Source organism: Salmonella sp. SSDFZ54 (assembly GCF_004010735.1).
Classification (GTDB): Bacteria; Pseudomonadota; Gammaproteobacteria; order Enterobacterales; family Enterobacteriaceae; genus Salmonella; species Salmonella enterica.
The window spans coordinates 4,689,374-4,710,781 of the sequence record NZ_CP034819.1; the positions used below are offsets into that span (position 1 = coordinate 4,689,374).

Annotated in this window: 23 protein-coding genes; 2 read left to right on the forward strand and 21 right to left on the reverse strand. The window is 53.4% G+C overall.

The window, feature by feature from the left end:
- Positions 1–58 precede the first annotated feature (58 nt).
- A complete protein-coding gene (comR, locus tag EOS97_RS23400) occupies positions 59–694 on the forward strand; it encodes a TetR family copper-responsive transcriptional repressor ComR (protein WP_000205989.1) in 636 nt (211 codons plus the stop codon).
- Between the two features lie 74 nt (positions 695–768).
- Here the strand turns inward: comR and EOS97_RS23405 are convergent, their stop codons facing one another.
- From EOS97_RS23405 to hinT, 8 genes are all read right to left on the reverse strand, one after another.
- Complete coding sequence (locus EOS97_RS23405) at positions 769–1,308, reverse strand: glycine zipper 2TM domain-containing protein (protein WP_001043449.1); 540 nt, start codon at positions 1,306–1,308, stop codon at positions 769–771.
- A gap of 178 nt (positions 1,309–1,486) precedes the next feature.
- Complete coding sequence (gene ndh / locus EOS97_RS23410) at positions 1,487–2,791, reverse strand: NADH-quinone dehydrogenase (RefSeq protein ID WP_000211053.1); 1,305 nt, start codon at positions 2,789–2,791, stop codon at positions 1,487–1,489.
- 254 nt (positions 2,792–3,045) lie between these two features.
- Complete coding sequence (ycfP, locus tag EOS97_RS23415) at positions 3,046–3,588, reverse strand: alpha/beta hydrolase YcfP (protein ID WP_000587945.1); 543 nt, start codon at positions 3,586–3,588, stop codon at positions 3,046–3,048.
- A gap of 24 nt (positions 3,589–3,612) precedes the next feature.
- On the reverse strand, positions 3,613–4,638 hold the full coding sequence (nagZ, locus tag EOS97_RS23420; RefSeq protein ID WP_000529340.1) for a beta-N-acetylhexosaminidase: 1,026 nt from the start codon (positions 4,636–4,638) through the stop codon (positions 3,613–3,615).
- A gap of 10 nt (positions 4,639–4,648) precedes the next feature.
- Entirely contained in the window at positions 4,649–5,473 is an 825-nt protein-coding gene (thiK, locus tag EOS97_RS23425; protein WP_001257324.1) for a thiamine kinase, read from the reverse strand.
- A complete protein-coding gene (gene lpoB, locus EOS97_RS23430; protein WP_000164359.1) occupies positions 5,454–6,092 on the reverse strand; it encodes a penicillin-binding protein activator LpoB in 639 nt (212 codons plus the stop codon). Before lpoB ends, thiK begins: the two co-directional genes overlap by 20 nt.
- A 13-nt stretch (positions 6,093–6,105) precedes the next feature.
- Positions 6,106–6,480: a YcfL family protein gene (locus tag EOS97_RS23435; protein ID WP_000589563.1), complete on the reverse strand. Its 375-nt coding sequence runs from the start codon at positions 6,478–6,480 to the stop codon at positions 6,106–6,108.
- A gap of 2 nt (positions 6,481–6,482) precedes the next feature.
- Positions 6,483–6,842 carry a purine nucleoside phosphoramidase gene (hinT, locus tag EOS97_RS23440; protein ID WP_001532068.1) on the reverse strand — a complete coding sequence of 120 codons (360 nt, stop codon included), beginning with the start codon at positions 6,840–6,842 and terminating at the stop codon, positions 6,483–6,485.
- A 341-nt stretch (positions 6,843–7,183) separates the two neighbouring features.
- Between hinT and fhuE the strand changes: the two genes are divergently transcribed.
- Entirely contained in the window at positions 7,184–9,358 is a 2,175-nt protein-coding gene (fhuE, locus tag EOS97_RS23445; RefSeq protein ID WP_000008397.1) for a ferric-rhodotorulic acid/ferric-coprogen receptor FhuE, read from the forward strand.
- Positions 9,359–9,443: 85 nt separating this feature from the next.
- On the opposite strand, the gene ptsG is transcribed toward fhuE, so the two are convergent.
- The 13 genes from ptsG to rpmF form a co-directional block, all read right to left on the reverse strand.
- Entirely contained in the window at positions 9,444–10,877 is a 1,434-nt protein-coding gene (ptsG, locus tag EOS97_RS23450; protein WP_000475705.1) for a PTS glucose transporter subunit IIBC, read from the reverse strand.
- 294 nt (positions 10,878–11,171) lie between these two features.
- A complete protein-coding gene (locus EOS97_RS23455; protein WP_000480277.1) occupies positions 11,172–11,969 on the reverse strand; it encodes a metal-dependent hydrolase in 798 nt (265 codons plus the stop codon).
- 10 nt (positions 11,970–11,979) lie between these two features.
- Entirely contained in the window at positions 11,980–12,984 is a 1,005-nt protein-coding gene (holB, locus tag EOS97_RS23460; protein WP_000872453.1) for a DNA polymerase III subunit delta', read from the reverse strand.
- Positions 12,981–13,622 (reverse strand): dTMP kinase, encoded by a 642-nt coding sequence (gene tmk, locus EOS97_RS23465; RefSeq protein ID WP_000535396.1) that lies wholly within the window; start codon positions 13,620–13,622, stop codon positions 12,981–12,983. Before tmk ends, holB begins: the two co-directional genes overlap by 4 nt.
- Positions 13,612–14,634 (reverse strand): cell division protein YceG, encoded by a 1,023-nt coding sequence (yceG, locus tag EOS97_RS23470; RefSeq protein WP_000736459.1) that lies wholly within the window; start codon positions 14,632–14,634, stop codon positions 13,612–13,614. The genes tmk and yceG overlap by 11 nt, the downstream gene beginning before the upstream one ends.
- A 2-nt stretch (positions 14,635–14,636) precedes the next feature.
- Entirely contained in the window at positions 14,637–15,446 is an 810-nt protein-coding gene (pabC, locus tag EOS97_RS23475) for an aminodeoxychorismate lyase (RefSeq protein ID WP_000478653.1), read from the reverse strand.
- 123 nt (positions 15,447–15,569) lie between these two features.
- Complete coding sequence (fabF, locus tag EOS97_RS23480) at positions 15,570–16,811, reverse strand: beta-ketoacyl-ACP synthase II (RefSeq protein ID WP_000044664.1); 1,242 nt, start codon at positions 16,809–16,811, stop codon at positions 15,570–15,572.
- An 85-nt stretch (positions 16,812–16,896) separates the two neighbouring features.
- Complete coding sequence (gene acpP, locus EOS97_RS23485; protein ID WP_000103754.1) at positions 16,897–17,133, reverse strand: acyl carrier protein; 237 nt, start codon at positions 17,131–17,133, stop codon at positions 16,897–16,899.
- A gap of 155 nt (positions 17,134–17,288) precedes the next feature.
- Positions 17,289–18,023: a 3-oxoacyl-ACP reductase FabG gene (gene fabG, locus EOS97_RS23490; RefSeq protein ID WP_000007234.1), complete on the reverse strand. Its 735-nt coding sequence runs from the start codon at positions 18,021–18,023 to the stop codon at positions 17,289–17,291.
- 12 nt (positions 18,024–18,035) lie between these two features.
- Complete coding sequence (gene fabD / locus EOS97_RS23495; protein ID WP_000191343.1) at positions 18,036–18,965, reverse strand: ACP S-malonyltransferase; 930 nt, start codon at positions 18,963–18,965, stop codon at positions 18,036–18,038.
- Positions 18,966–18,980: 15 nt separating this feature from the next.
- Positions 18,981–19,934 (reverse strand): beta-ketoacyl-ACP synthase III, encoded by a 954-nt coding sequence (fabH, locus tag EOS97_RS23500; RefSeq protein ID WP_000288148.1) that lies wholly within the window; start codon positions 19,932–19,934, stop codon positions 18,981–18,983.
- Positions 19,935–20,013: 79 nt separating this feature from the next.
- Positions 20,014–21,093 (reverse strand): phosphate acyltransferase PlsX, encoded by a 1,080-nt coding sequence (gene plsX, locus EOS97_RS23505; protein ID WP_001518286.1) that lies wholly within the window; start codon positions 21,091–21,093, stop codon positions 20,014–20,016.
- Positions 21,094–21,226: 133 nt separating this feature from the next.
- Entirely contained in the window at positions 21,227–21,400 is a 174-nt protein-coding gene (gene rpmF, locus EOS97_RS23510; protein ID WP_000290727.1) for a 50S ribosomal protein L32, read from the reverse strand.
- Between the last annotated feature and the right edge of the window lie 8 nt (positions 21,401–21,408).

Genomic DNA, 21,408 nt, shown 5'->3' on the forward strand with positions numbered 1-21,408 from the left:
CAGAAGTGGTTTGTTTTTATAATAGAGAGACCGCTCTTTAAACAGGTACAACGGCATCATGACAACGGATACCACGAGTTGCGCGAAGAAAAGCCGTGGCCGACCAAAAGTGTTCGACAGGGAAGCCGCGCTTGATAAGGCCATGACTCTCTTCTGGCAGCACGGCTATGAAGCAACTTCGCTTGCCGATCTCGTAGAGGCTACCGGGGCGAAAGCGCCTACTCTCTATGCGGAATTTACTAACAAAGAAGGATTATTTCGCGCTGTCCTGGATCGCTACATCACTCGCTTTGCCTCAAAGCACGAAGCCCAGCTCTTTTGTGAAGAGAAAAGCGTGGAATCGGCGCTGAAAGATTACTTCACAGAAATTGCCGCCTGCTTTACCAGTACAGACACGCCGGCTGGCTGCTTTATGATTAATACGTCTGCCACCCTCGCCGCCTCCTCGCGCGATATCGCCCGCACGGTAAAATCACGCCACGCCATGCAGGAACAGACGCTCATCCAGTTTCTGCGCCAACGTCAGGAGCGCGGTGAAATTCCGGCGCACTGTAACCCGCAGGCGCTCGCAGAATATATAAACTGTATTTTACAGGGAATGTCGATCAGCGCCCGTGAAGGTGCCACCTTCGAACAACTGATGCAAATTACGCGTACGACTCTGCGCATCTGGCCTGAACTGCTCAAGTCCTGAACGACGCGGCTTCGGATAAAAAAAAGCCCCTCAGCCTGAGCGAATGAGGGGCTAACTTGCAGAGTACAGCTTTTTTATGCTTTGTTATTCAGAACCAGTTGGCCATTGCCGTCGAGGGGAATTTGCGTTCCGGGGTCTTTATCCATGCGGATTTTGCCCTGCTGATCGCCAATTTTGTAGGTCACGTCGTAGCCAAGCATCTTTTCAGATTTGTCATACACCGTCTTACAGCGTTGCTGCGTGGTAGTGTAGGTATCACTTTCTTGCATTGATCCCTGGATTTGATTGCCAGCATAACCGCCGCCCAGCGCCCCGACGACCGTCGCCACATCTTTACCACGACCGCCGCCAAATTGATGTCCAATCACGCCGCCTGCTACTGCGCCAAGCACCGAGCCGGCAATACGGTTTTCGTCCTGAACCGGTCTACGATGCGTGACCGTGACATTACGGCACTCCTGACGCGGCGTTTTTACCGTCTCTTTAATCGGTTTAGCCGATATCACCTGCGCATACTGCGGACCACGATCAAATACGTTGAGACTGGCCACTGCCGCCACACCCAGCGCAGCCGCTACGCCAATCCCTATACCCGCCAACATTGATTTATTCACGGGAGTTCCTCCTTCGTTGCTATTGGTAACAATTTTGCAACCAGTATGCGAACAAAGCCAATCGGAATGAGGATGAAAAATGCGGGATGAGGCGGTAAAGCTGAAGGATTCGGACAACTCCGAAGCAAGAGATGGAGAAGCGCTCACCGGCGCGAGCAGCCGGTGAGGCGCAGAGAAATTAATGCAGTTTCAGGCGCGGACGAATGACGCGGTTAATACTGCCCACCAGCATCATCAGGCCGGTTTTAAAGTATCCATGCAGCGCTATCTGGTGCATACGGTATAGCGAGATATACACGAAGCGGGCGATACGTCCTTCAATCATCATTGAACCGCGGGTCAGGTTCCCCATCAGACTACCCACGGTAGAGAAGTTGGACAGAGAGACCAGCGATCCATGATCTTTATACTGGTAAGCTTTCAGCGGTTTGCCATTCATCTGCGCCAGAATGTTATTCATCGCGCAGGTAGCCATCTGATGCGCCGCCTGAGCGCGAGGCGGCACAAAACCTCCCTCCGGACGTGCGCAGGAAGCGCAGTCGCCAATCGCATAAATATCAGGATCGCGCGTGGTTTGCAGCGTCGGTTCCACCACCAGTTGGTTAATGCGGTTCGTTTCCAGACCACCAATCTCTTTCATAAAATCTGGCGCTTTGATACCCGCCGCCCACACCATCAGATCGGCCTGAATATATTCACCTTCTTTCGTATGCAGACCGCCTTCGTCGGCGCTGGTGACCATAGTTTGCGTCAGCACGCGAACGCCCAGTTTGGTCAGTTCATTATGCGCGGCGCTGGAGATACGCGGCGGCAACGCAGGCAGAATACGCTCGCCAGCCTCAACCAACGTCACGTTCAGCGCGTCGTTGGTCAGCCCCTTATAACCATAGCTATGCAGCTGTTTTACCGCATTATGCAGTTCAGCCGACAGCTCAACCCCCGTCGCACCGCCGCCAACGATGGCGATATTGACCTTACCGTTCGCGCCCAGATTAGCCGAATACTTGAGGAACAGGTTCAGCATCTCCTGGTGAAAACGGCGCGCTTGATGCGGGTTATCGAGGAAGATACAGTGCTCTTTCACGCCCGGCGTGTTGAAATCATTAGAGGTGCTGCCCAGCGCCATCACCAGCGTGTCATACGCGATTTTGCGCTCCGGCACCAGCAGTTCGCCCTTTTCATCACGTAACTCGGCAATAGTGATGGTTTTCGCTTCGCGATCGATATCCATCACCGACCCCAGCTGGAACTGGAAACCATGATTGCGCGCATGGGCCAGATAGCTCAGCGCATCCACGCCTTCGTCCAGAGAGCCAGTCGCCACTTCGTGCAGCAATGGTTTCCACAGATGGCTGTGATTTCTGTCTACCAGCGTGATTTTCGCTTTTTTCTTGCGCCCCAGTTTATGGCCTAACTGCGTCGCCATTTCCAGCCCGCCAGCGCCGCCGCCGACAATCACGATCTTTTTTAATGGTGTAGTCAACGTGACCCCCTTAAATTCATTAACCAATTGTTAATTAAAAGTTATTAGCATAGCCTTTAATTAACAACAAGTTACGTTAATGAGAATAAGCTTCTGATATGAGAATAGCATGAACGGTGCATTGGTCATACCAAAATTGATGTGCATCAAGTTTTCATGCTGAAAAGATAGACAGTTTGCGAGAATTGAGCATAAAAAAACCAGCCGCAAGGCTGGTTATCCGGTCACTGATAACGCCATATTGCCGGATGGCGTTACCCCAGCGTTTTAAACGCTTTGATACGTTGCAAATGCGGCGAAATATTTTTGAATTTGTGAGTCTGTTCCTCATCCCACACAATTTCATAATACGGGTGAAGCGCTTGCGCTGAGCGTTGGCTGTCCAGCGCTTCGTCATGACGCGAGAGGATCACCAGACAACGATCGCGATTTTTTTCGCGAAAGTTGGTCACGCACTTTGTAGCGATGTCCGCATATTCTTCCGGGCGATCGATTTTCCCCTCCATGTTTTCATAGGGGAACAGGTTCGGGTTAAAAACCACCTGACGGATATCGCACAAAAAGCCAATCCGCTCCGCCCAGTAACCGCCCAGCCCCACGCCACAGATTAAAGGGCGCTCGTCCACATTCAACTGCAACATTTTGTCCACTTCTTTCAGCAGATGCTGCATATCGTGCTTAGGATGCCGCGTACTGTAGCTTACCAGCCGAACATCCGGGTCGATAAACTGTAATTGCAACACTTTTTCATGGTTGCCCGGACTATTTGAATCAAAACCGTGTAAATAAATAATCATCTGGCACCCTCACGAAAACTCGAGTTAATGACCTGCTTTTTCTTCCTGCCAGCGTTCATGTAACTGGTTGAGCTGGGCGCTGGCTGTTTTCCAGCGTGCTGAGTCCATGAGCTCCCGGCGTGAAAATGAACCTTTATGATACAAACGTGTAACACGTTCTGCTTTGATCGGCGACAGATTATCCAGCACGCTGACTGCGCCTTTACGATTATTGCAGACCAGAATCATATCGCAACCCGCATCCAGCGACGCCTGAGCGCGCTCAGCATAGCTGCCCATAATCGCCGCGCCCTCCATCGACAGATCGTCGGAGAAAATGACGCCATCAAAGCCTAACTCCTGACGCAGCACCGTTTTCAGCCAGTACGGCGAACCGCTTGCCGGACGCGGATCGATAGCGCGGTAGATCACGTGGGCAGGCATAATCGCATCCAGTTTATTCTCGCTAATCAGCGTGCGGAACACCGACATATCTTTGCCACGGATGTCCGTTTCAGGACGTGGATCGCACGGCGTCTCTTTGTGGGAGTCCGCCGTGACCGCGCCGTGGCCGGGGAAATGCTTACCGGTCGTTTTCATCCCGGCGTCATGCATGCCGTCAATAAAGCGCGTTGCCATTGCCAACGCTTTTGCGGGATCGGCATGATAAGAACGCTCGCCAATTGCCGCGCTGATATGCCCGACATCCAGCACTGGCGCAAAACTGATATCAATATCCATCGCGATCATTTCGCTGGCCATCAGCCACCCTGCCTCCTGCGCCAGTCGCCCCCCCTCTTCCAGCCCATGCAGCGCAAAAAAAGATTGCGCCGCGGGCAGGCGGGTAAACCCTTCACGGAAACGCTGTACGCGCCCGCCTTCCTGATCGACGGCCACCACCAGATGGTTACGCGATGCCGCCCGAATCTGGCGCACTAATTCGCGCAGCTGTTCCGGGTCATGGTAATTACGCGTGAACAGAATAAGCCCGCCAACCAGCGGATGCGCCAGTATCTCGCGCTCCTCCGCATCCAGCTCACATCCTTCGACATTCAACATTACTGGGCCCACACTGCTCTCCTTATCCTTTCATACGTAGCTGGCGCCAGGTTTCATCGGCCAGCCTGATAAATTGTTGCTCGCCGGTTTGTCGCCAGCGGTATTCGAACCACCCTGCTTTTAGCATAATGACCCAGGGGTGCCATAATCGTATCTGTCGCCATAGCTGCCGGGCGTCGATTCGCGCGCGCGCGGCATAAGCGTCTGCCAGTTGTCGGTGCTGGCGTTCATCCTCAACCCATACTGCCGCCAGCTCCAACGCAATATCGCCGTCGCCGGCATACTCCCAGTCAATCAGTCTCAACCCGGCGGACGTTAATACTATATTGTCGCCATGGACATCCATATGCAAAGGCGCGAGCCGCAGCGGGCGAGGTTCACCGTTTTTTTGCAACTGTTTGAGCCGCCGCAACCAAAACGGCGTACGCCTTGCCGGATCGCAACACGACCAGTACTGCGCCAATAGTGGCGATAGCGCGATACGCCAGCCAAAACGCGGCTGTTGATGCAAATGATACAGTAAGGCCGCCAGTTCGTCGGCATCTGGCAGAGCGGAATTTACCACACCATGCAGATATTCTACCGCCATCCAGCCCGGCGAATAAAAAAGCGCTCGCGGCGCAAGACTGGCCGGCAATTGGGATAAGGCACGGTAATGACGTAAAAAATGGGCTGGTGGAGCGTCGGGGTCGTGATGACGGCGCAGCACGATACGGTGAGTATCGTGGGCAATAATACAGCTCCCGCCGCTTAGCCCCTGCGATGCGGCGACGGCGGGACGATACTGGGGAAAATAGCGCGACAGGATCTCGTCGCGCGTTAAGGGATTATTGTTGTTGGACCGCACCTTTACCTGACCAGATTATCTCGCCAGTTTGCACCAGCATTAACTGCATCTGTAATGCAGGCGCGTTAACGTTACCGGATGCGCTGGAGTAAAGTACATATTGCGCCCCGACATTGCGCGCAATGCCAATAGCTTTACTGCGCGTTCCCAGACTATCCTGCGGAGACAACCCTAACTGCTGTTTTGCCATCGAGAGTTGCTGTACGGAGACCAGCGTAAATTTACCGTTGTTCGCCAGCGCATTACGTAACGTTTCCGTTGCCTCGTTCGCATTTAACGACCCATTCGTCCGGTTATTCACGCTGTCGACAAGCAATACGCTTCCGGCCGTCACGCCATCAGCCTGCAACATTTTGCTGACCAGCGGTTGCATCGCGCCGTTCCAGTCATAGTGGCGCACCTTAGGCGCTGGCTGGCCCGTTTGATCTTCATGTTCGATCGGCCCCGGTTGCTGTGGAATGGTTGGCACAGACGGCACAACAGGAGGCTGTGGTGGCTGCGCGGGTTGTTCTGGCGCTGGTTTTACCTCTTCAACTGGCGCAGGTTGACGTTGCGCCATACACCCGGAGAGAAATATCGCCAGCGCAGCAATGGCAGCGTAGCGATGCATTTTTGTCATCAAAATTCACTCCTCACAAATAAAGATAAAGCCTGACCTTATGCGCCCCCAGATAATTGGCGCTGCCAAATAGCGTTACCGACGAACGCGCGGGTATGGTTACGCTACGCGGCGCCTCCAGCGGATGCATCTCCAGCCCCCGCGCGTCATACCAGTAAAACCGATAATGAACGGTTATGGGCTCTTGCCTTTCGTTATAGACGCGGGAAGAGGCTGATGGCTGGATATCAGACGCCGTCAGTTCAGGCGGCTCTGCGGTGACGCCCGCCGCCAGAACCGTGGACTCCATCACCAGCGACTGCGCGTCGCTTACCGGAATTTCAGGGTGTGACCGGCAGCCGGTAAGCAGCAGCAAGCCCAGAGAAACCGCGATGCATCCTTTGATCATACTTACAAGCCTTTATGCGCCAGCATCGGGCCTAGCGGGCGGCCGCCCAGTAGGTGCATATGGATATGATAAACCTCCTGGCCCCCATGACGGTTGGTATTCATGATTAAACGATACCCATCTTCGGCAATGCCTTCCTGTTCGGCGATTTTCGCCGCCACGGTGATCATCCGACCTAACGCCTGTTCATGTTCCGCCGTCACGTCATTGACGGTTGGGATCAGGATATTGGGAATAATCAAGATATGCGTCGGCGCCTGCGGTGAAATATCACGAAAGGCGGTGACCAGCTCATCCTGATAAACGATATCCGAAGGGATTTCACGACGAATAATTTTGCTGAATATAGTTTCTTCTGCCACGACGTTTTCCTTTTTCATAATAGCCCTTGCAGCGCACATGCTACGCCGAGCCATACTGCGAGTATAGAGTATGAGCGAGTTACCGACGCTCTTTCAACTTTAACCCACGATTTATTAAGCGAAAAATGACTACATGCTGGACTTACCGCCATATCCCCCTGCCATGACGCCTTTGTACGCTTAAAAAATATTTCTAGTTTCCCTGGTTATACCGTTTTACACATTTAACACAAATGCGTATATTTCTCATTTGCATTTTTATGCGCATTAACTAGCAAAGAATGAAAAGGTTCAACGTCATACGTCCTGAACTTACCCCAATAACAAGCAAGGATTTTCAGATGTCTTTCATTCAATACCGCCGGGACAAACACCTTCCGTCCACCGCCGCACCGTCGCTGTTAGCTATGGGTATGGCGATGGCATTTATGCCTGCCGCCTTCGCGGCTGAGGATACCGTTATTGTCGAAGGCGCGACGACCGCTGACGCCGTAAACCGTGAAGAACAGGATTACAGCGTGAAAACTACCGCAGCGGGCACCAAAATGCCGATGACTCAGCGCGATATCCCGCAGTCGGTCAGTATTGTCAGCCAACAGCGTATGGAAGACCAGCAGTTGCAAACCCTGGGCGAGGTGATGACCAATACGCTGGGGATCAGCGGAAGCCAGGCTGACTCCGATCGCATCAGCTATTACTCGCGCGGGTTTGAAATTGACAACTATATGGTTGACGGTATTCCAACGTATTTTGAGTCCCGCTGGAATCTGGGCGATGCGCTAACGGATACCGCGCTGTATGAGCGCGTGGAGGTGGTTCGCGGCGCGAATGGGCTGATGACCGGAACCGGCAATCCTTCTGCCTCAATTAATATGATCCGTAAACACGCCACCAGTCGGGAGTTCAAAGGTAACGTCGCCACAGAATACGGTAGCTGGAATAAGCAGCGTTACGTCATGGATCTGCAAAGTCCGCTCACCGCAGACGGCAATGTCCGTGGGCGCATCGTGGCGGGTTATCAGAATAATGATTCCTGGCTGGACCGCTATAACAGTGAGAAAGCGTTCTTTTCCGGAATTGTCGATGCCGATCTGGGTGCAACCACCAGCCTTTCAGCTGGTTATGAATATCAAAAAATTGATGTCAACAGCCCAACCTGGGGCGGTCTGCCGCGCTGGAACACCGATGGCAGCAAAAATAGCTATGACCGCGCGCGTAGTACCGCCCCGGACTGGGCTTATAACAATAAAGAGATAAATAAATTCTTCGTCACGCTTAAGCAGCGTTTTGCCGAAAGCTGGCAGGCGACCCTGAATGCGACCCATACTGAGGTCAAATTCGACAGTAAAATGATGTATATCGATGCTTTAGTCGATAAAGAGACAGGTACGCTGGTGAGTCCTTATGGCGCAAGCTACCCCGTGGTCGGCGGTACGGGCTGGAACAGCGGCAAGCGCAAAGTAGATGCCATAGATCTCTTTGCCGATGGCGCTTATGAGCTGTTTGGCCGTCAGCACAATATGATGTTTGGCGGCAGTTATAGTAAACAGAATAACCGCTATTTTAGCGCCTGGGCGAACGTCTTTCCGGACGACATTGGCAACTTCAGCGCCTTTAACGGTAATTTCCCCCAAACCCACTGGGCGCCACAAAATCTGGCGCAGGACGATACCACGCATATGAAATCGCTGTATGCCGCTACGCGCATTTCGCTGGCCGACCCGCTGCATCTGATTCTTGGCGCTCGTTATACCAACTGGCGTGTTGATACACTGACCTACAGCATGGAGAAAAACCATACCACGCCGTATGCCGGGCTGATTTATGATATCAACGACAACTGGTCCGCTTATGCCAGTTATACCTCTATCTTTCAGCCGCAGAATAAACGCGACAAAGCGGGTCAATATCTGGCTCCGATTACCGGTAATAACTATGAAGCGGGTCTGAAGTCCGACTGGATGAACAGCCGCCTCACCACCACGTTGTCCGTGTTCCGCATTGAGCAGGATAACGTCGCTCAGGCAACCACTATTCCCATCCCTGGCAGTAATGGGGAATTTGCCTGGAAGTCTACTGACGGAACGGTGAGCAAAGGCGTCGAATTTGAAGTGAACGGCGCAATTACCGATAACTGGCAGATGACTTTCGGGGCTACCCGGTATGTTGCCGAGGACAATGAAGGTAACGCCGTGAACCCCAATCTCCCGCGCACCAGCGTGAAGTTATTCACCCGCTATCGTCTGCCGGCGATACCGGATCTGACGGTCGGCGGCGGTGTGAACTGGCAGAATCGGGTTTACAAAGATACCACGACGCCGTACGGCACTTTCCGCGCCGAACAGGGCAGCTATGCGCTGGTCGATCTGTTTACCCATTATCAGGTGACGAAAAATTTCTCCGTACAGGGAAACATCAACAACCTGTTCGATAAAACCTACGACACCAATATTGATGGTTCCATTGTTTACGGCGCGCCGCGTAACGTGAGCCTCACCGCCAATTATCAGTTCTGACAGACTGTCGGAGAGCGGCATGTAAAGCGCCATTAAAAAAAGGCAGCCGAATGGCTGCCTTAATTCTCCCCAACATCATTACTGCTTAGCTGTTACGGATGTACTCATCCATTTCCGTTTTCAGGTTATCGGATTTCGTACCGAAAATAGCCTGAACGCCGGAACCCGCGACGACAACGCCTGCCGCGCCCAGTTTCTTCAGGCCAGCCTGATCCACTTTCGCTACATCGGCTACGCTCACGCGCAGACGCGTGATACAGGCATCCAGGTTAGTAATGTTCTCTTTACCGCCAAACGCCGCAACCAAAGCCGGCGCCATTTCGCTGGTCGCGCCCGCTTTTGCGTCATCAGTAGTGTCTTCACGACCCGGCGTTTTCAGATCCAGCGCTTTGATCAGCACGCGGAACACGGTGTAGTACACAATCGCATAACCGGCGCCAACAATCGGGAACAGCCACAATTTGCTGCTGTTACCGGACAGCACGATAAAGTCGATCAGACCGTGGGAGAACGACGTACCGTCACGCATCCCCAGCAGGATACAGATCGGGAATGCCAGACCTGCCAGAATCGCGTGAATGATGTACAGGATCGGCGCCACGAACATGAAGGAGAACTCGATAGGCTCGGTAATACCCGTCAAAAACGAGGTCAGCGCGGCGGAAATCATGATACCGCCCACTTTTGCGCGGTTTTCCGGTTTAGCAGAGTGCCAGATAGCAATGGCCGCAGCCGGCAGACCGTACATTTTGAACAGGAAGCCGCCAGACAACATACCTGCCGTCGGGTCGCCCGCCATATAGCGCGGAATGTCGCCGTGGAATACCTGACCCGCTGCGTTGGTGTATTCGCCGATCTGCATCTGGAAAGGAACGTTCCAGATATGATGCAGACCAAACGGCACCAGGCAACGCTCGATAAAACCGTAAATACCAAACGCGACAACCGGGTTCTGATAAGCCGCCCACTGCGAGAACGCCTGGATAGCCGTACCGATTGGCGGCCATACGAAAGACAGCACCACACCGGTAAAAATAGCGGCCAGACCCGAAATGATCGGCACGAAGCGTTTGCCCGCAAAGAAGCCCAGATACTCAGGCAGTTTGATACGGTAGAAGCGGTTAAACATATACGCTGCGATCGCACCGGAGATAATCCCCCCGAGAACACCCGTATCAGCAAGGTGTTTAGCGGCGATCTCTTCAGCAGGTAAATGCAGAACCAGCGGCGCAACCACAGCCATGGTTTTCACCATGATGCCATACGCTACTACCGCCGCCAGAGCCGAAACGCCGTCGTTGTTGGTAAAGCCCAACGCCACGCCGATAGCGAAAATCAGCGGCATATTGGCAAAAACAGATCCGCCCGCTTCTGCCATAACGTGCGATACAACGGCTGGCAGCCAGCTGAAGTTAGCGGAACCGACACCCAGCAGGATACCTGCGATAGGGAGTACGGATACCGGCAGCATCAGCGATTTACCGACCTTTTGCAGGTTAGCAAATGCATTCTTAAACATAATTGAGAGTGCTCCTGAGTATTTGTGCTTTTCTACGTTCTCACGCATTGGCGAGGGGGGAGAACCCCGCCGTGGACAGGACATCTAAGTGCCCTTTTATTTATTACACAGAGTAAAATAAATACGTCTGATTTTGTTTGACGGCTATCACGTTTCAGCGCCAGATAGCCTAAAAAGTATCACATTCTGCCAAAATGAGTTTCCGAATGTTTCCATAAGCTCGCTCACCGCCCCTTTTGTGGCGGTGAACTTTACGCGCTTTGCTTATTAATTACGAGCTTTAAAAAAACTCGTTTAACGGATTGATGACAGGCGAGACGCGTCAATATGGAACAGGCGAGCAAAGTTATCGGTGGTGATCTGCGCCAGTTCTTCAACGGCAACCCCTTTCAATACCGCCATATATTCTGCGACGTCGCGTACCATCGCAGGCTGGTTCTCTTTACCGCGATGCGGCACCGGCGCCAGATAAGGAGAATCGGTCTCGACTAACAACCGATCCAGCGGCACATAGCGCGCCGCATCACGCAACTGTTCAGCGTTACGGAACGTTACGATGCCGGAAAAAGAGATATAAAACCCCAGATCCAGCAATTTGCCGGCCGTTTCTCTGTCTTCTGTAAAACAGTGTAGTACGCCGCCGCAATCCGTCACTTTTTCTTCGCGCAGGATAGCCAGCGTATCGGCACGCGCGTCGCGAGTATGGACAATCACCGGTTTATGCAATTCGCGGCCAATCTGGATATGATGAATAAAAGACGCCTGCTGGCGGATTTTGGTCTCAGGCGTGTAAAAGTAATCAAGCCCGGTCTCGCCCATCGCCACCACATCGTCTTCTGCAGCAAGGAGGCGCAGTTCTTCTACGTCATATGCTTCATCCTGATTTAACGGATGCACGCCGCAGGAAAAGACCACATTATCGCGCTTGCCCACCAGCTTGCGCATATGGCGATACCCCGGCAGCGTCGTCGCCACCGCTAAACAGAACTTCACATCGCGCGCGGCGGCTTTCGCCAGCACATCGTCCACGTCCTTATGCAAAGATTGATAATCCAGACCATCAAGATGGCAGTGTGAGTCGACTAAAAACATAATGTCTCTCTCAAAGATGAGGAACAGGCAACAAGGTGCCTGGTTGCAGGTAATGCTCGATGCGGAGAATGAGATCGGTTAATACCAGTTCGCGGTTTAATCCGGTCACATGAAGTAATTGATCACGACAATGGCAAACATCGTTCAGGATTGCCTGAATACGCGCCGGGGATAGCGGCCCCGCCAGCGCGGCAACAACCGCGTCCGCATCAACGTTTGTCAGGTACGACGCGCCGTGCTGACGTTTCAGCGCGTCTACCAGCAGCGTCGCCAGCCAATGCAGGCGCGCCGGGGCTTGCTCATGATTGAGCGCCGTTAATACCGCATACCAGTCGCCCGTATGTAAACTGTCCATCAACGCCTGACACAGCGCCTCACGCTGCGCCCAACGTTCAGACTGCAACAGCGCCAGCGCGGCGCCGGGCGACCCCGCGTTCAGGCGTAGCGCCGTGAGCAATGCTTCTTGTGACGCCGTCACTTCTCGCGATAGCCATGACATCGCATACGATTCGGACGGCGGCGCCAGATGATGCAGCCGGCAGCGGCTGCGTAATGTCGCCAACAGACGAGCAGGCTCCGGGCTGGCAAGGAAAAACCAGGTTTGCTCCGGCGGCTCTTCCAGCGTTTTGAGCAACGCATTGGCGGCGGCGTCGGTTAATAGCGCCGCATCCGCAATCCACACCACCTTCGCGCCGCCCAGACGGGAGTGCTCGTACAATTTCTCGCTGACCTCGCGTACCGCATCTACGCCGAGGCTGCTTTTGCCTTTATCCGGCGTCAGCGTGTAATAGTCCGGATGCGTGCCAGCCTGCATAAGCTGACAGCCACGGCAATGCCCACAGCTTTTGTGGCCCTCAGGCTGCTGGCATAACAGATAACGGCTCAGCGCATAGCACAGCGCCTCGTCGCCCATGCCAGGTAAGGCCTGAATCAGTAGCGCATGGTGCCCACGTCCCGCCTGGTAACTTTCTACCAGTTTTTCATAGGCGGGCCGTAACCATGGATACCATTTCATGCCGCTTGCTCCTGCACCCACTTCGTCACCGTGGCGCGAATGTCGCGCATGACGGCATCCAGCGGCTGGGTCGCGTCAATGGTGCGGATACGCGAGTCTTGCGCCGCCAGTTCCAGATAGCGCGCGCGAGTCCGGTTAAAGAAATCAAAAGATTCCTGCTCAATGCGATCCAAATCGCCGCGCGCTCTGGCGCGTTTTAGCCCGACTTCCGGCGTGACATCCAGATACAGCGTCAGGTCAGGGCGAAAATCGCCCAGCACGGCATCGCGTAGTGTCGCCAGCATGGTTTGATCAATGCCGCGCCCTCCCCCCTGATACGCCTGGGTCGAGAGATCGTGGCGATCGCCGATCACCCATATGCCTTGCGCCAGCGCGGGTTTGATTACCGTTTCGACGAGCTGTACGCGAGCAGCATAAAACATCAGCACTTCCGCTTTATCGGTAATCACTTCGTCGCCTACCGATCGGATATCCAATACCAGACTTCTTAGTTTTTCGGCAAGCTGCGTACCGCCCGGCTCACGGGTAAAAATCATATTACGAATACCCAGTTGCTCAAGGGTCTCCACCACCACGTCGCGCGCAGTGGTTTTTCCGGCGCCTTCCAGGCCCTCGATGACGATATAATTACTGCCCATTTTTTTCCTTAAGCACTTTCAGGTACTCCTGCACTGACCGATTATGGCTGGCAAGATTGGTGTTAAATGTGTGACCGCCTTTACCGTCGGCCACAAAATAGAGATACGGCGTTTTCGCCGGATGCGCCGCCGCCTGCAATGACGCTTCGCTGGGCGATGCAATCGGTCCTGGCGGCAGCCCGGTTATGGTATACGTGTTATAAGCCGTCGGCTTTTCCAGATCCGCACGCGACAAGTTACCATTATAACTCGTCCCCATCCCGTAAATCACGGTGGGATCGGTCTGAAGGCGCATACCGATTCTCAGGCGATTAATAAAGACTGAGGCCACCTGATCGCGTTCGCTGGCGACAGCCGTCTCTTTTTCAATAATCGAGGCCATTGTCACCAGTTGGTTCTGATCTTTATAAGGCAGCCCCTCGGCCCGACCTTTCCAGACAGTATCGACAGCTTTCACCATCTTTTGATGCGCTCGCTTGAGAATAGCGACATCGCTGGTGTTGGCGGTATACATCCAGGTATCAGGCCAGAACCACCCTTCTACCCATTCCGGGTGCGCAAGCTTTAATGCCTGAGCGACAGTGGCATAGTCATCATCCGGCAATGTATGGCGAATATACGGCGCCTCTCGTAACTGTTTCAGGTAATCGCTAAGGCGCATCCCTTCCACAAACCGCAACGGGAATTGCGCTTCTTTGCCGCTCTCCAGCAACTCAAGCATCTCCCGTACGGTCATCCCCGGCGTAAAACGGTAAGTTCCTGCTTTAAAGTGCGATAACTCAGGCTCCACGCGCAGCAGCCACTGAAATACCCGGGGGCGATTAATGATTTTTTCATCATAAAGCTGGTCGCCAAGCGCCAGCCGCCCCGTTCCCGCCTTGAGCGTAAAGATAGTCTCGTTTTTAATAAGTAACGTGCTGTTCGCCAGATGGCGAACTTTCCACATCCCCACGCCCGCGGCAATACCCAGTACAACCAACAGCAGAAGGAAAACGCCTGACAATTTTTTCATAACTAATTCGGATGCTCACAAAATGGGGCTAAAAATTGAAACAGTGTTCGCGAAGAATACGACGTCCCGTGATAGGCGCGTATGGGAATAATCGGCATTAGCGCGTTGCAGATGATAATCTCATCCGCCTGCCTGACTGCCTCCTCTCTCGCCTGTACTTCAAGAACCTGGAAAGGAGATTGCGCCAGTTGGCGTAAACAAAATTGTCGCATAATGCCGTTCACCCCGGCCTGATCCAGACGCGGCGTAAAAACAATGTCGCCTGTACGCCAGAACAAATTAGCCGCACAGCATTCCGTAACCCATCCCTCGCTGTCAAGAACCAGCGCCTCATCGGCGTCCGTCTGCTCAAGATGAGAGCGAATCAACACCTGTTCGAGGCGGTTCAGATGTTTTAATCCGGCAAGATAAGGATTGCGCCCAAGCGGTATGGGACTAAGGGTAAGAGTGATGCCTTGCTTACGCCACTGAGAATAATAAGCGGGATAAGCAGAAACGGAGAGGATTCGGGTAGCTGCCTGACAATTCATGGCGCTGTATCCCCGGCCGCCGCTGCCACGGCTAATGATCACTTTCAACACGCCTGAATCATGCCCTGTGGCCAACATTGTCATCTCTTGCCGAAGGGTCGCCCAATGGCTAAAAGCGATCCGTAATTTTTCACAGGCAACCTGCAAGCGCTGAAGATGCGCTTCCAGATGGCAAATGTTGCCATCAACAATACGTGCGGTCGTAAAACTGCCATCGCCGAACTGCGTCGCCCGGTCGCTTACAGCAAGTTGATCCTGCGCATGGCCATTAATTAAAAACATAGTGGCTCCTTATCCGTCGCCTGCTAGTGTGGCAGGATGAATAACGCAGAACAAGAGGTGATATGCCTGATAAAAAAGGCCCGACAAGCGGACCTTTTTATTAATGTCTGTCTCTGGCTTAACTTAGATCTTTTTAAAGATCAAGGAACCGTTAGTTCCGCCAAAGCCAAAGGAGTTACACAGAGCGTACTCCAGATCGCTGACCTGGCGCGCTTCATGCGGCACGAAGTCCAGATCGCAACCTTCATCCGGGTTATCCAGATTAATGGTTGGCGGAATGGCCTGATCGCGTAGCGCCAGAATAGAGAAAATAGACTCTACTGCGCCTGCGGCGCCCAACAGATGGCCGGTCATCGATTTGGTCGAGCTCACCATCACTCGGCTTGCGGCATCGCCAAAGACTGACTTAACCGCCTGCGTCTCAGCTTTGTCGCCGGCAGGCGTCGACGTGCCATGCGCGTTGACGTAGCCAATCTGAGCAGGCTCAATCGCGGCATCACGCAACGCGTTAACCATCGCCAGCGCAGCGCCTGCGCCATTTTCCGGCGGCGACGTCATATGGTAAGCATCGCTGCTCATACCAAAGCCGACGATTTCAGCATAGATTTTCGCACCACGCGCTTTTGCATGTTCGTACTCTTCAAGCACCAACATACCGGCACCGTCGCCCAGTACAAAACCATCGCGTTCTTTATCCCACGGACGGCTCGCCGCCTGTGGGTTATCGTTGCGGGTCGACAGCGCGCGCGCTGCGCCAAAACCGCCTACGCCCAGCGGCGTACTGGCTTTTTCTGCGCCACCTGCCACCATCGCGTCCGCATCGCCATAGGCGATGATACGCGCGGCATGGCCGATGTTATGCACGCCTGAAGTACAGGCAGTCGCAATAGAGATGCTTGGCCCACGCAGGCCATACATGATAGTCAGATGGCCTGCTACCATGTTAACAATCGTCGACGGGACAAAGAACGGGCTAATCTTACGCGGTCCGCCTTTTACCAGCGAACTGTGGTTTTCTTCGATCAGACCGAGACCACCGATACCGGAGCCGATAGCGGCGCCAATACGGCTTGCGTTCTCTTCCGTCACTTCAAGGCCAGAATCCTGCATGGCCTGTACGCCAGCGACAATTCCATATTGAATGAAGGCATCCATCTTGCGCTGTTCTTTGCGCGAGATAATGTCATCACAGTTAAAATCCTTTACTAAGCCAGCAAATTTCGTTGCATAGGCGCTAGTATCGAAATGGTCGATCAGGCTGATGCCACTCTGACCGGCAAGGAGAGCTTTCCAGGTAGACTCTACGGTATTGCCGACAGGAGACAACATGCCCAGTCCGGTCACAACTACACGACGCTTAGACACGGTTGTCCTCCAGGGAGGGAAAATGATTCTAGTGGGACAAAAAGATAAAACTCAGGCGGTCGAACGACCGCCTGGAGATGTTCACTTACGCCTGGTGGCCGTTGATGTAATCAATGGCAGCCTGAACGGTGGTGATTTTCTCAGCTTCTTCGTCCGGAATCTCAGTATCAAACTCTTCTTCCAGAGCCATTACCAGCTCAACGGTGTCAAGAGAATCTGCGCCCAGGTCTTCAACGAAAGAAGCATTGTTGGTTACTTCTTCCTGCTTAACGCCCAGCTGTTCGCCGATAATTTTCTTAACGCGTTCTTCGATAGTGCTCATACTCTTAAATTTCCTATCAAAACTCGCTTTCGCGATGGTTTTCGTAGTGTATAAAATGTTGAAAAATTTGCAACTAAATCCCGGCAGGTCTTACCACGATTTTACGTTATTTTGCGGCCTTTCGCCCTAATAACGCAAATATTTTTCAATCGTGATTAAACCATGTACATTCCGCCGTTGACGTGCAGAGTCTCACCAGTGATGTAACTCGCTTCGTCAGAGGCTAAAAATGCAACCGCACTGGCGATTTCCTGAGCGCCGCCGAGGCGACCCGCAGGCACCTGCGCCAGGATACCCGCACGCTGATCGTCAGACAGCGCACGCGTCATGTCCGTTTCAATAAAACCCGGAGCCACAACATTGACAGTAATACCACGGGACGCAACTTCACGCGCCAGTGATTTACTGAAACCGATCAGGCCCGCTTTCGCCGCAGCGTAGTTTGCCTGACCTGCATTTCCCATGGTACCAACCACAGAACCAATAGTGATAATGCGACCACAACGCTTTTTCATCATAGCGCGCATTACCGCTTTTGACAGGCGGAAAACGGATGATAAGTTGGTTTCGATAATATCGTTCCACTCATCATCTTTCATTCGCATCAACAGATTATCACGAGTGATACCGGCATTATTAACCAGGATATCCACTTCACCAAATTCTGCGCGAATATTTTCCAGAACAGATTCAATAGATGCAGGATCGGTCACATTCAACATCAAACCTTTCCCGTTAGCACCTAAATAGTCGCTAATGTTCTTCGCACCATTTTCACTGGTCGCAGTCCCGATAACTTTCGCGCCGTGGGCAACGAGAGTCTCTGCAATTGCGCGGCCTATGCCACGGCTTGCACCAGTCACCAGCGCAATCTTTCCTTCAAAGCTCATGGTTTTCCTCTTTTATTGCGTAAGTGCCGCAGACAGCGCCGCCGGCTCGTTCAGCGCCGACGCTGTCAGGGTGTCGACAATACGTTTCGTCAGACCAGTGAGGACTTTACCTGGACCCACTTCATAAAGATGTTCAACGCCCTGCGCCGCGATAAATTCCACGCTCTTCGTCCACTGTACCGGATTGTACAACTGGCGAACCAGCGCATCGCGGATAGCGGCGGCATCGGTTTCACATTTCACGTCAACGTTGTTTACTACCGGCACCGTTGGCGCGCTAAAGGTAATTTTGGCTAATTCAACCGCCAGCTTATCTGCCGCTGGTTTCATCAGCGCGCAGTGCGACGGTACGCTCACCGGCAGCGGCAGCGCGCGTTTCGCGCCAGCGGCTTTACAGGCTGCGCCCGCGCGTTCTACCGCCTCTTTATGCCCGGCGATAACCACCTGTCCCGGCGAGTTAAAGTTAACCGGCGAAACAACCTGCCCTTCGGCAGATTCTTCACAGGCTTTAGCAATAGAGGCATCATCCAGCCCGATGATCGCAGACATGCCGCCAGTACCTTCCGGAACCGCTTCCTGCATGAATTTACCACGCATTTCCACCAGACGAACGGCATCAGCAAAGTTGATGACGCCAGCGCAAACCAGCGCGGAATATTCGCCCAGGCTGTGACCTGCCATTAACGCAGGCATTTTACCGCCCTGCTGCTGCCAAACGCGCCAAAGCGCGACGGAAGCGGTTAATAACGCCGGCTGCGTCTGCCAGGTTTTATTCAGTTCTTCCGCTGGACCTTGCTGGGTGAGCGCCCACAGATCATATCCCAGAGCCGCAGAAGCTTCAGCAAACGTTTCTTCTACGATAGGGTAATTTGCCGCCATTTCGGCCAACATCCCAACGCTCTGAGAACCCTGACCGGGGAACACAAATGCAAATTGCGTCATGTTTAAATCCTTATACTAGAAACGAATCAGCGCGGAGCCCCAGGTGAATCCACCCCCGAAGGCTTCAAGCAATACCAGCTGACCGGCTTTAATTCGCCCGTCACGCACGGCTTCATCCAGCGCGCACGGCACAGAAGCCGCGGAGGTATTGCCGTGCCTGTCCAGCGTGACGACGACATTGTCCATCGACATGCCGAGTTTTTTCGCTGTCGCGCTAATGATACGCAGGTTAGCCTGATGCGGCACCAGCCAATCGAGTTCTGAGCGATCCAGGTTATTAGCCGCCAGCGTCTCATCGACAATATGCGCCAGTTCAGTGACCGCCACTTTAAAGACTTCATTGCCCGCCATTGTCAGGTAAATCGGGTTATCCGGATTTACGCGATCGGCATTCGGCAGGGTCAGTAATTCACCGTAACGGCCATCGGCATGAAGATGAGTGGAGATAATACCCGGTTCTTCAGAAGCGCTCAGTACGGCCGCGCCTGCGCCATCGCCGAAAATAATGATCGTACCGCGATCGCCAGGATCGCAAGTGCGGGCTAATACATCGGAACCGACCACCAGCGCGTGTTTAACCGCGCCGGATTTAACGTACTGGTCGGCGATGCTTAACGCGTAGGTGAAACCTGCGCACGCTGCCGCGACATCAAACGCCGGGCAACCTTTAATACCGAGCATACTTTGAATCTGACATGCCGCGCTTGGAAATGCATGCGTTGCTGATGTGGTAGCCACCACAATCAAGCCAATTTGGTCTTTATCGATCCCCGCCATCTCAATCGCGCGATTCGCAGCGGTAAAGCCCATCGTCGCGACAGTTTCATTCGGCGCGGCGATATGGCGTTCACGAATACCTGTACGAGTGACAATCCACTCGTCAGAGGTCTCAACCATTTTTTCCAGATCGGCGTTAGTCCGCACTTGTTCGGGCAGATAGCTGCCAGTACCAATAATCTTCGTATACATGTACGCTCAGTCACTTTTCGGTTATATACCGTTACCTGTAAACGTCTGGCACGCTGGCGGCGCCGGGGAGACAGCGATATTATCTGTGCGCCCGCAGGTTTACGCCTTTGCCATCGTCCAGCGGTTCAAATCCGGCTGGGTATACAGATTCCAGGCGAGCGGCAATTCGCTGAGGAACTTGTCGCTGCACCGCCTGCACTGCCTGTTCAATCGCGACTGCAAATGCTCGCTGATTGGCCGCACCATGACTTTTTATCACCGTGCCGCGCAATCCTAACAGACAGGCGCCATTATACTGGTCGGGGTTGAGGTGACTGAATCGCCTCGTCAGGCTTTTTTGTAACCAACGTTTTAATAACAGCAGCCACCACGACCGTTTTTTCCCCTCGCCCTGTGATTTCAGCAGTGAAAGGAACATTCTGACAACCCCCTCCATCGTTTTAAGTGTGACATTGCCTGTAAAGCCGTCACACACCAGTACATCGGTTTTTCCCGTCAGTAACTCATTCGCCTCAAGGTAGCCGATGTAATTGATGGTTGGGACTGTTTTTAACATTAAAGAGGCTTCGCGAATACTGTCGAGGCCTTTGGTTTCTTCTTCCCCGATATTGAGTAGCGCCACGCGGGGATTTTTGATCCCGACGACCTCTTCCGCCAAAACGGCGCCCATCACGGCAAACTGCACCAGCATGGTACTGTCACAGTCGACGTTGGCACCCAAATCAAGCACTACCGTTTTGCCCTTTTGCTGGTGCGGTAATACCGTCACCAACGCCGGACGCTCAATCCCCTCAAGAGGCTTGAGCAATAATTTCGCCAGCCCCATCAGCGCCCCGGTATTACCGGCGCTAACGCAAGCTTCGGCTCGGCCTTCTTTCACAAGCTCCAGGGCCACACGCATGGATGTCCCGCGACTGGCGCGGATCGCCTGCGAAGGCCGGGCATCACTGGCAATAACTGACTGTGCAGGGATAATCTGCAGACGCGAACGTTGTTCAAAGTCAGCTTTGGCAAGTAATGGCGTGATAATATCGGGATTCCCGACTAAAAGAAGAGTGAGCTGCGAATTAGCGTTCAGTGCCTGCAATGCTGCAGGCACCGTCACGGAAGGACCAAAATCGCCCCCCATGACATCTAACGCCAGGGTTAGACGTGTCAAGGTATCGTCGCTGCCTGGTTCGGTGTTCTCCGCTTACGCGGAGAAATCCTCACTAAGCTTTATCACGCTTGTACTCCTCGGCTTTTACACCACAGGCACGCCTGTGATGCAAAAGGCATCGAGTATCGCGCGATTACTTAGCGATGACCTTACGGCCGCGGTAGTAACCGTCGGCAGTGATGTGGTGACGCAGGTGTTTTTCACCAGAAGTTTTGTCTACAGACAGGCTGGTGACTGCGGTCAGAGCGTCATGGGAACGACGCATGCCACGTTTGGAACGGGTTGGTTTATTCTGTTGTACGGCCATGGACCTTA

Coding starts and splice junctions, on each gene's coding strand:
- fhuE (WP_000008397.1), top strand. CDS start 7,184: ATGTCTTTCATTCAATACCGCCGGGACAAACACCTTCCGTCCACCGCC.
- ycfP (WP_000587945.1), bottom strand. CDS start 3,588: ATGATTATTTATTTACACGGTTTTGATTCAAATAGTCCGGGCAACCAT.
- rpmF (WP_000290727.1), bottom strand. CDS start 21,400: ATGGCCGTACAACAGAATAAACCAACCCGTTCCAAACGTGGCATGCGT.
- acpP (WP_000103754.1), bottom strand. CDS start 17,133: ATGAGCACTATCGAAGAACGCGTTAAGAAAATTATCGGCGAACAGCTG.
- holB (WP_000872453.1), bottom strand. CDS start 12,984: ATGAAATGGTATCCATGGTTACGGCCCGCCTATGAAAAACTGGTAGAA.
- fabH (WP_000288148.1), bottom strand. CDS start 19,934: ATGTATACGAAGATTATTGGTACTGGCAGCTATCTGCCCGAACAAGTG.
- EOS97_RS23455 (WP_000480277.1), bottom strand. CDS start 11,969: ATGTTTTTAGTCGACTCACACTGCCATCTTGATGGTCTGGATTATCAA.
- comR (WP_000205989.1), top strand. CDS start 59: ATGACAACGGATACCACGAGTTGCGCGAAGAAAAGCCGTGGCCGACCA.
- pabC (WP_000478653.1), bottom strand. CDS start 15,446: ATGTTTTTAATTAATGGCCATGCGCAGGATCAACTTGCTGTAAGCGAC.
- ptsG (WP_000475705.1), bottom strand. CDS start 10,877: ATGTTTAAGAATGCATTTGCTAACCTGCAAAAGGTCGGTAAATCGCTG.
- tmk (WP_000535396.1), bottom strand. CDS start 13,622: ATGGGCAGTAATTATATCGTCATCGAGGGCCTGGAAGGCGCCGGAAAA.
- EOS97_RS23435 (WP_000589563.1), bottom strand. CDS start 6,480: ATGATCAAAGGATGCATCGCGGTTTCTCTGGGCTTGCTGCTGCTTACC.
- fabD (WP_000191343.1), bottom strand. CDS start 18,965: ATGACGCAATTTGCATTTGTGTTCCCCGGTCAGGGTTCTCAGAGCGTT.
- lpoB (WP_000164359.1), bottom strand. CDS start 6,092: ATGACAAAAATGCATCGCTACGCTGCCATTGCTGCGCTGGCGATATTT.
- fabG (WP_000007234.1), bottom strand. CDS start 18,023: ATGAGCTTTGAAGGAAAGATTGCGCTGGTGACTGGTGCAAGCCGTGGC.
- yceG (WP_000736459.1), bottom strand. CDS start 14,634: ATGAAAAAATTGTCAGGCGTTTTCCTTCTGCTGTTGGTTGTACTGGGT.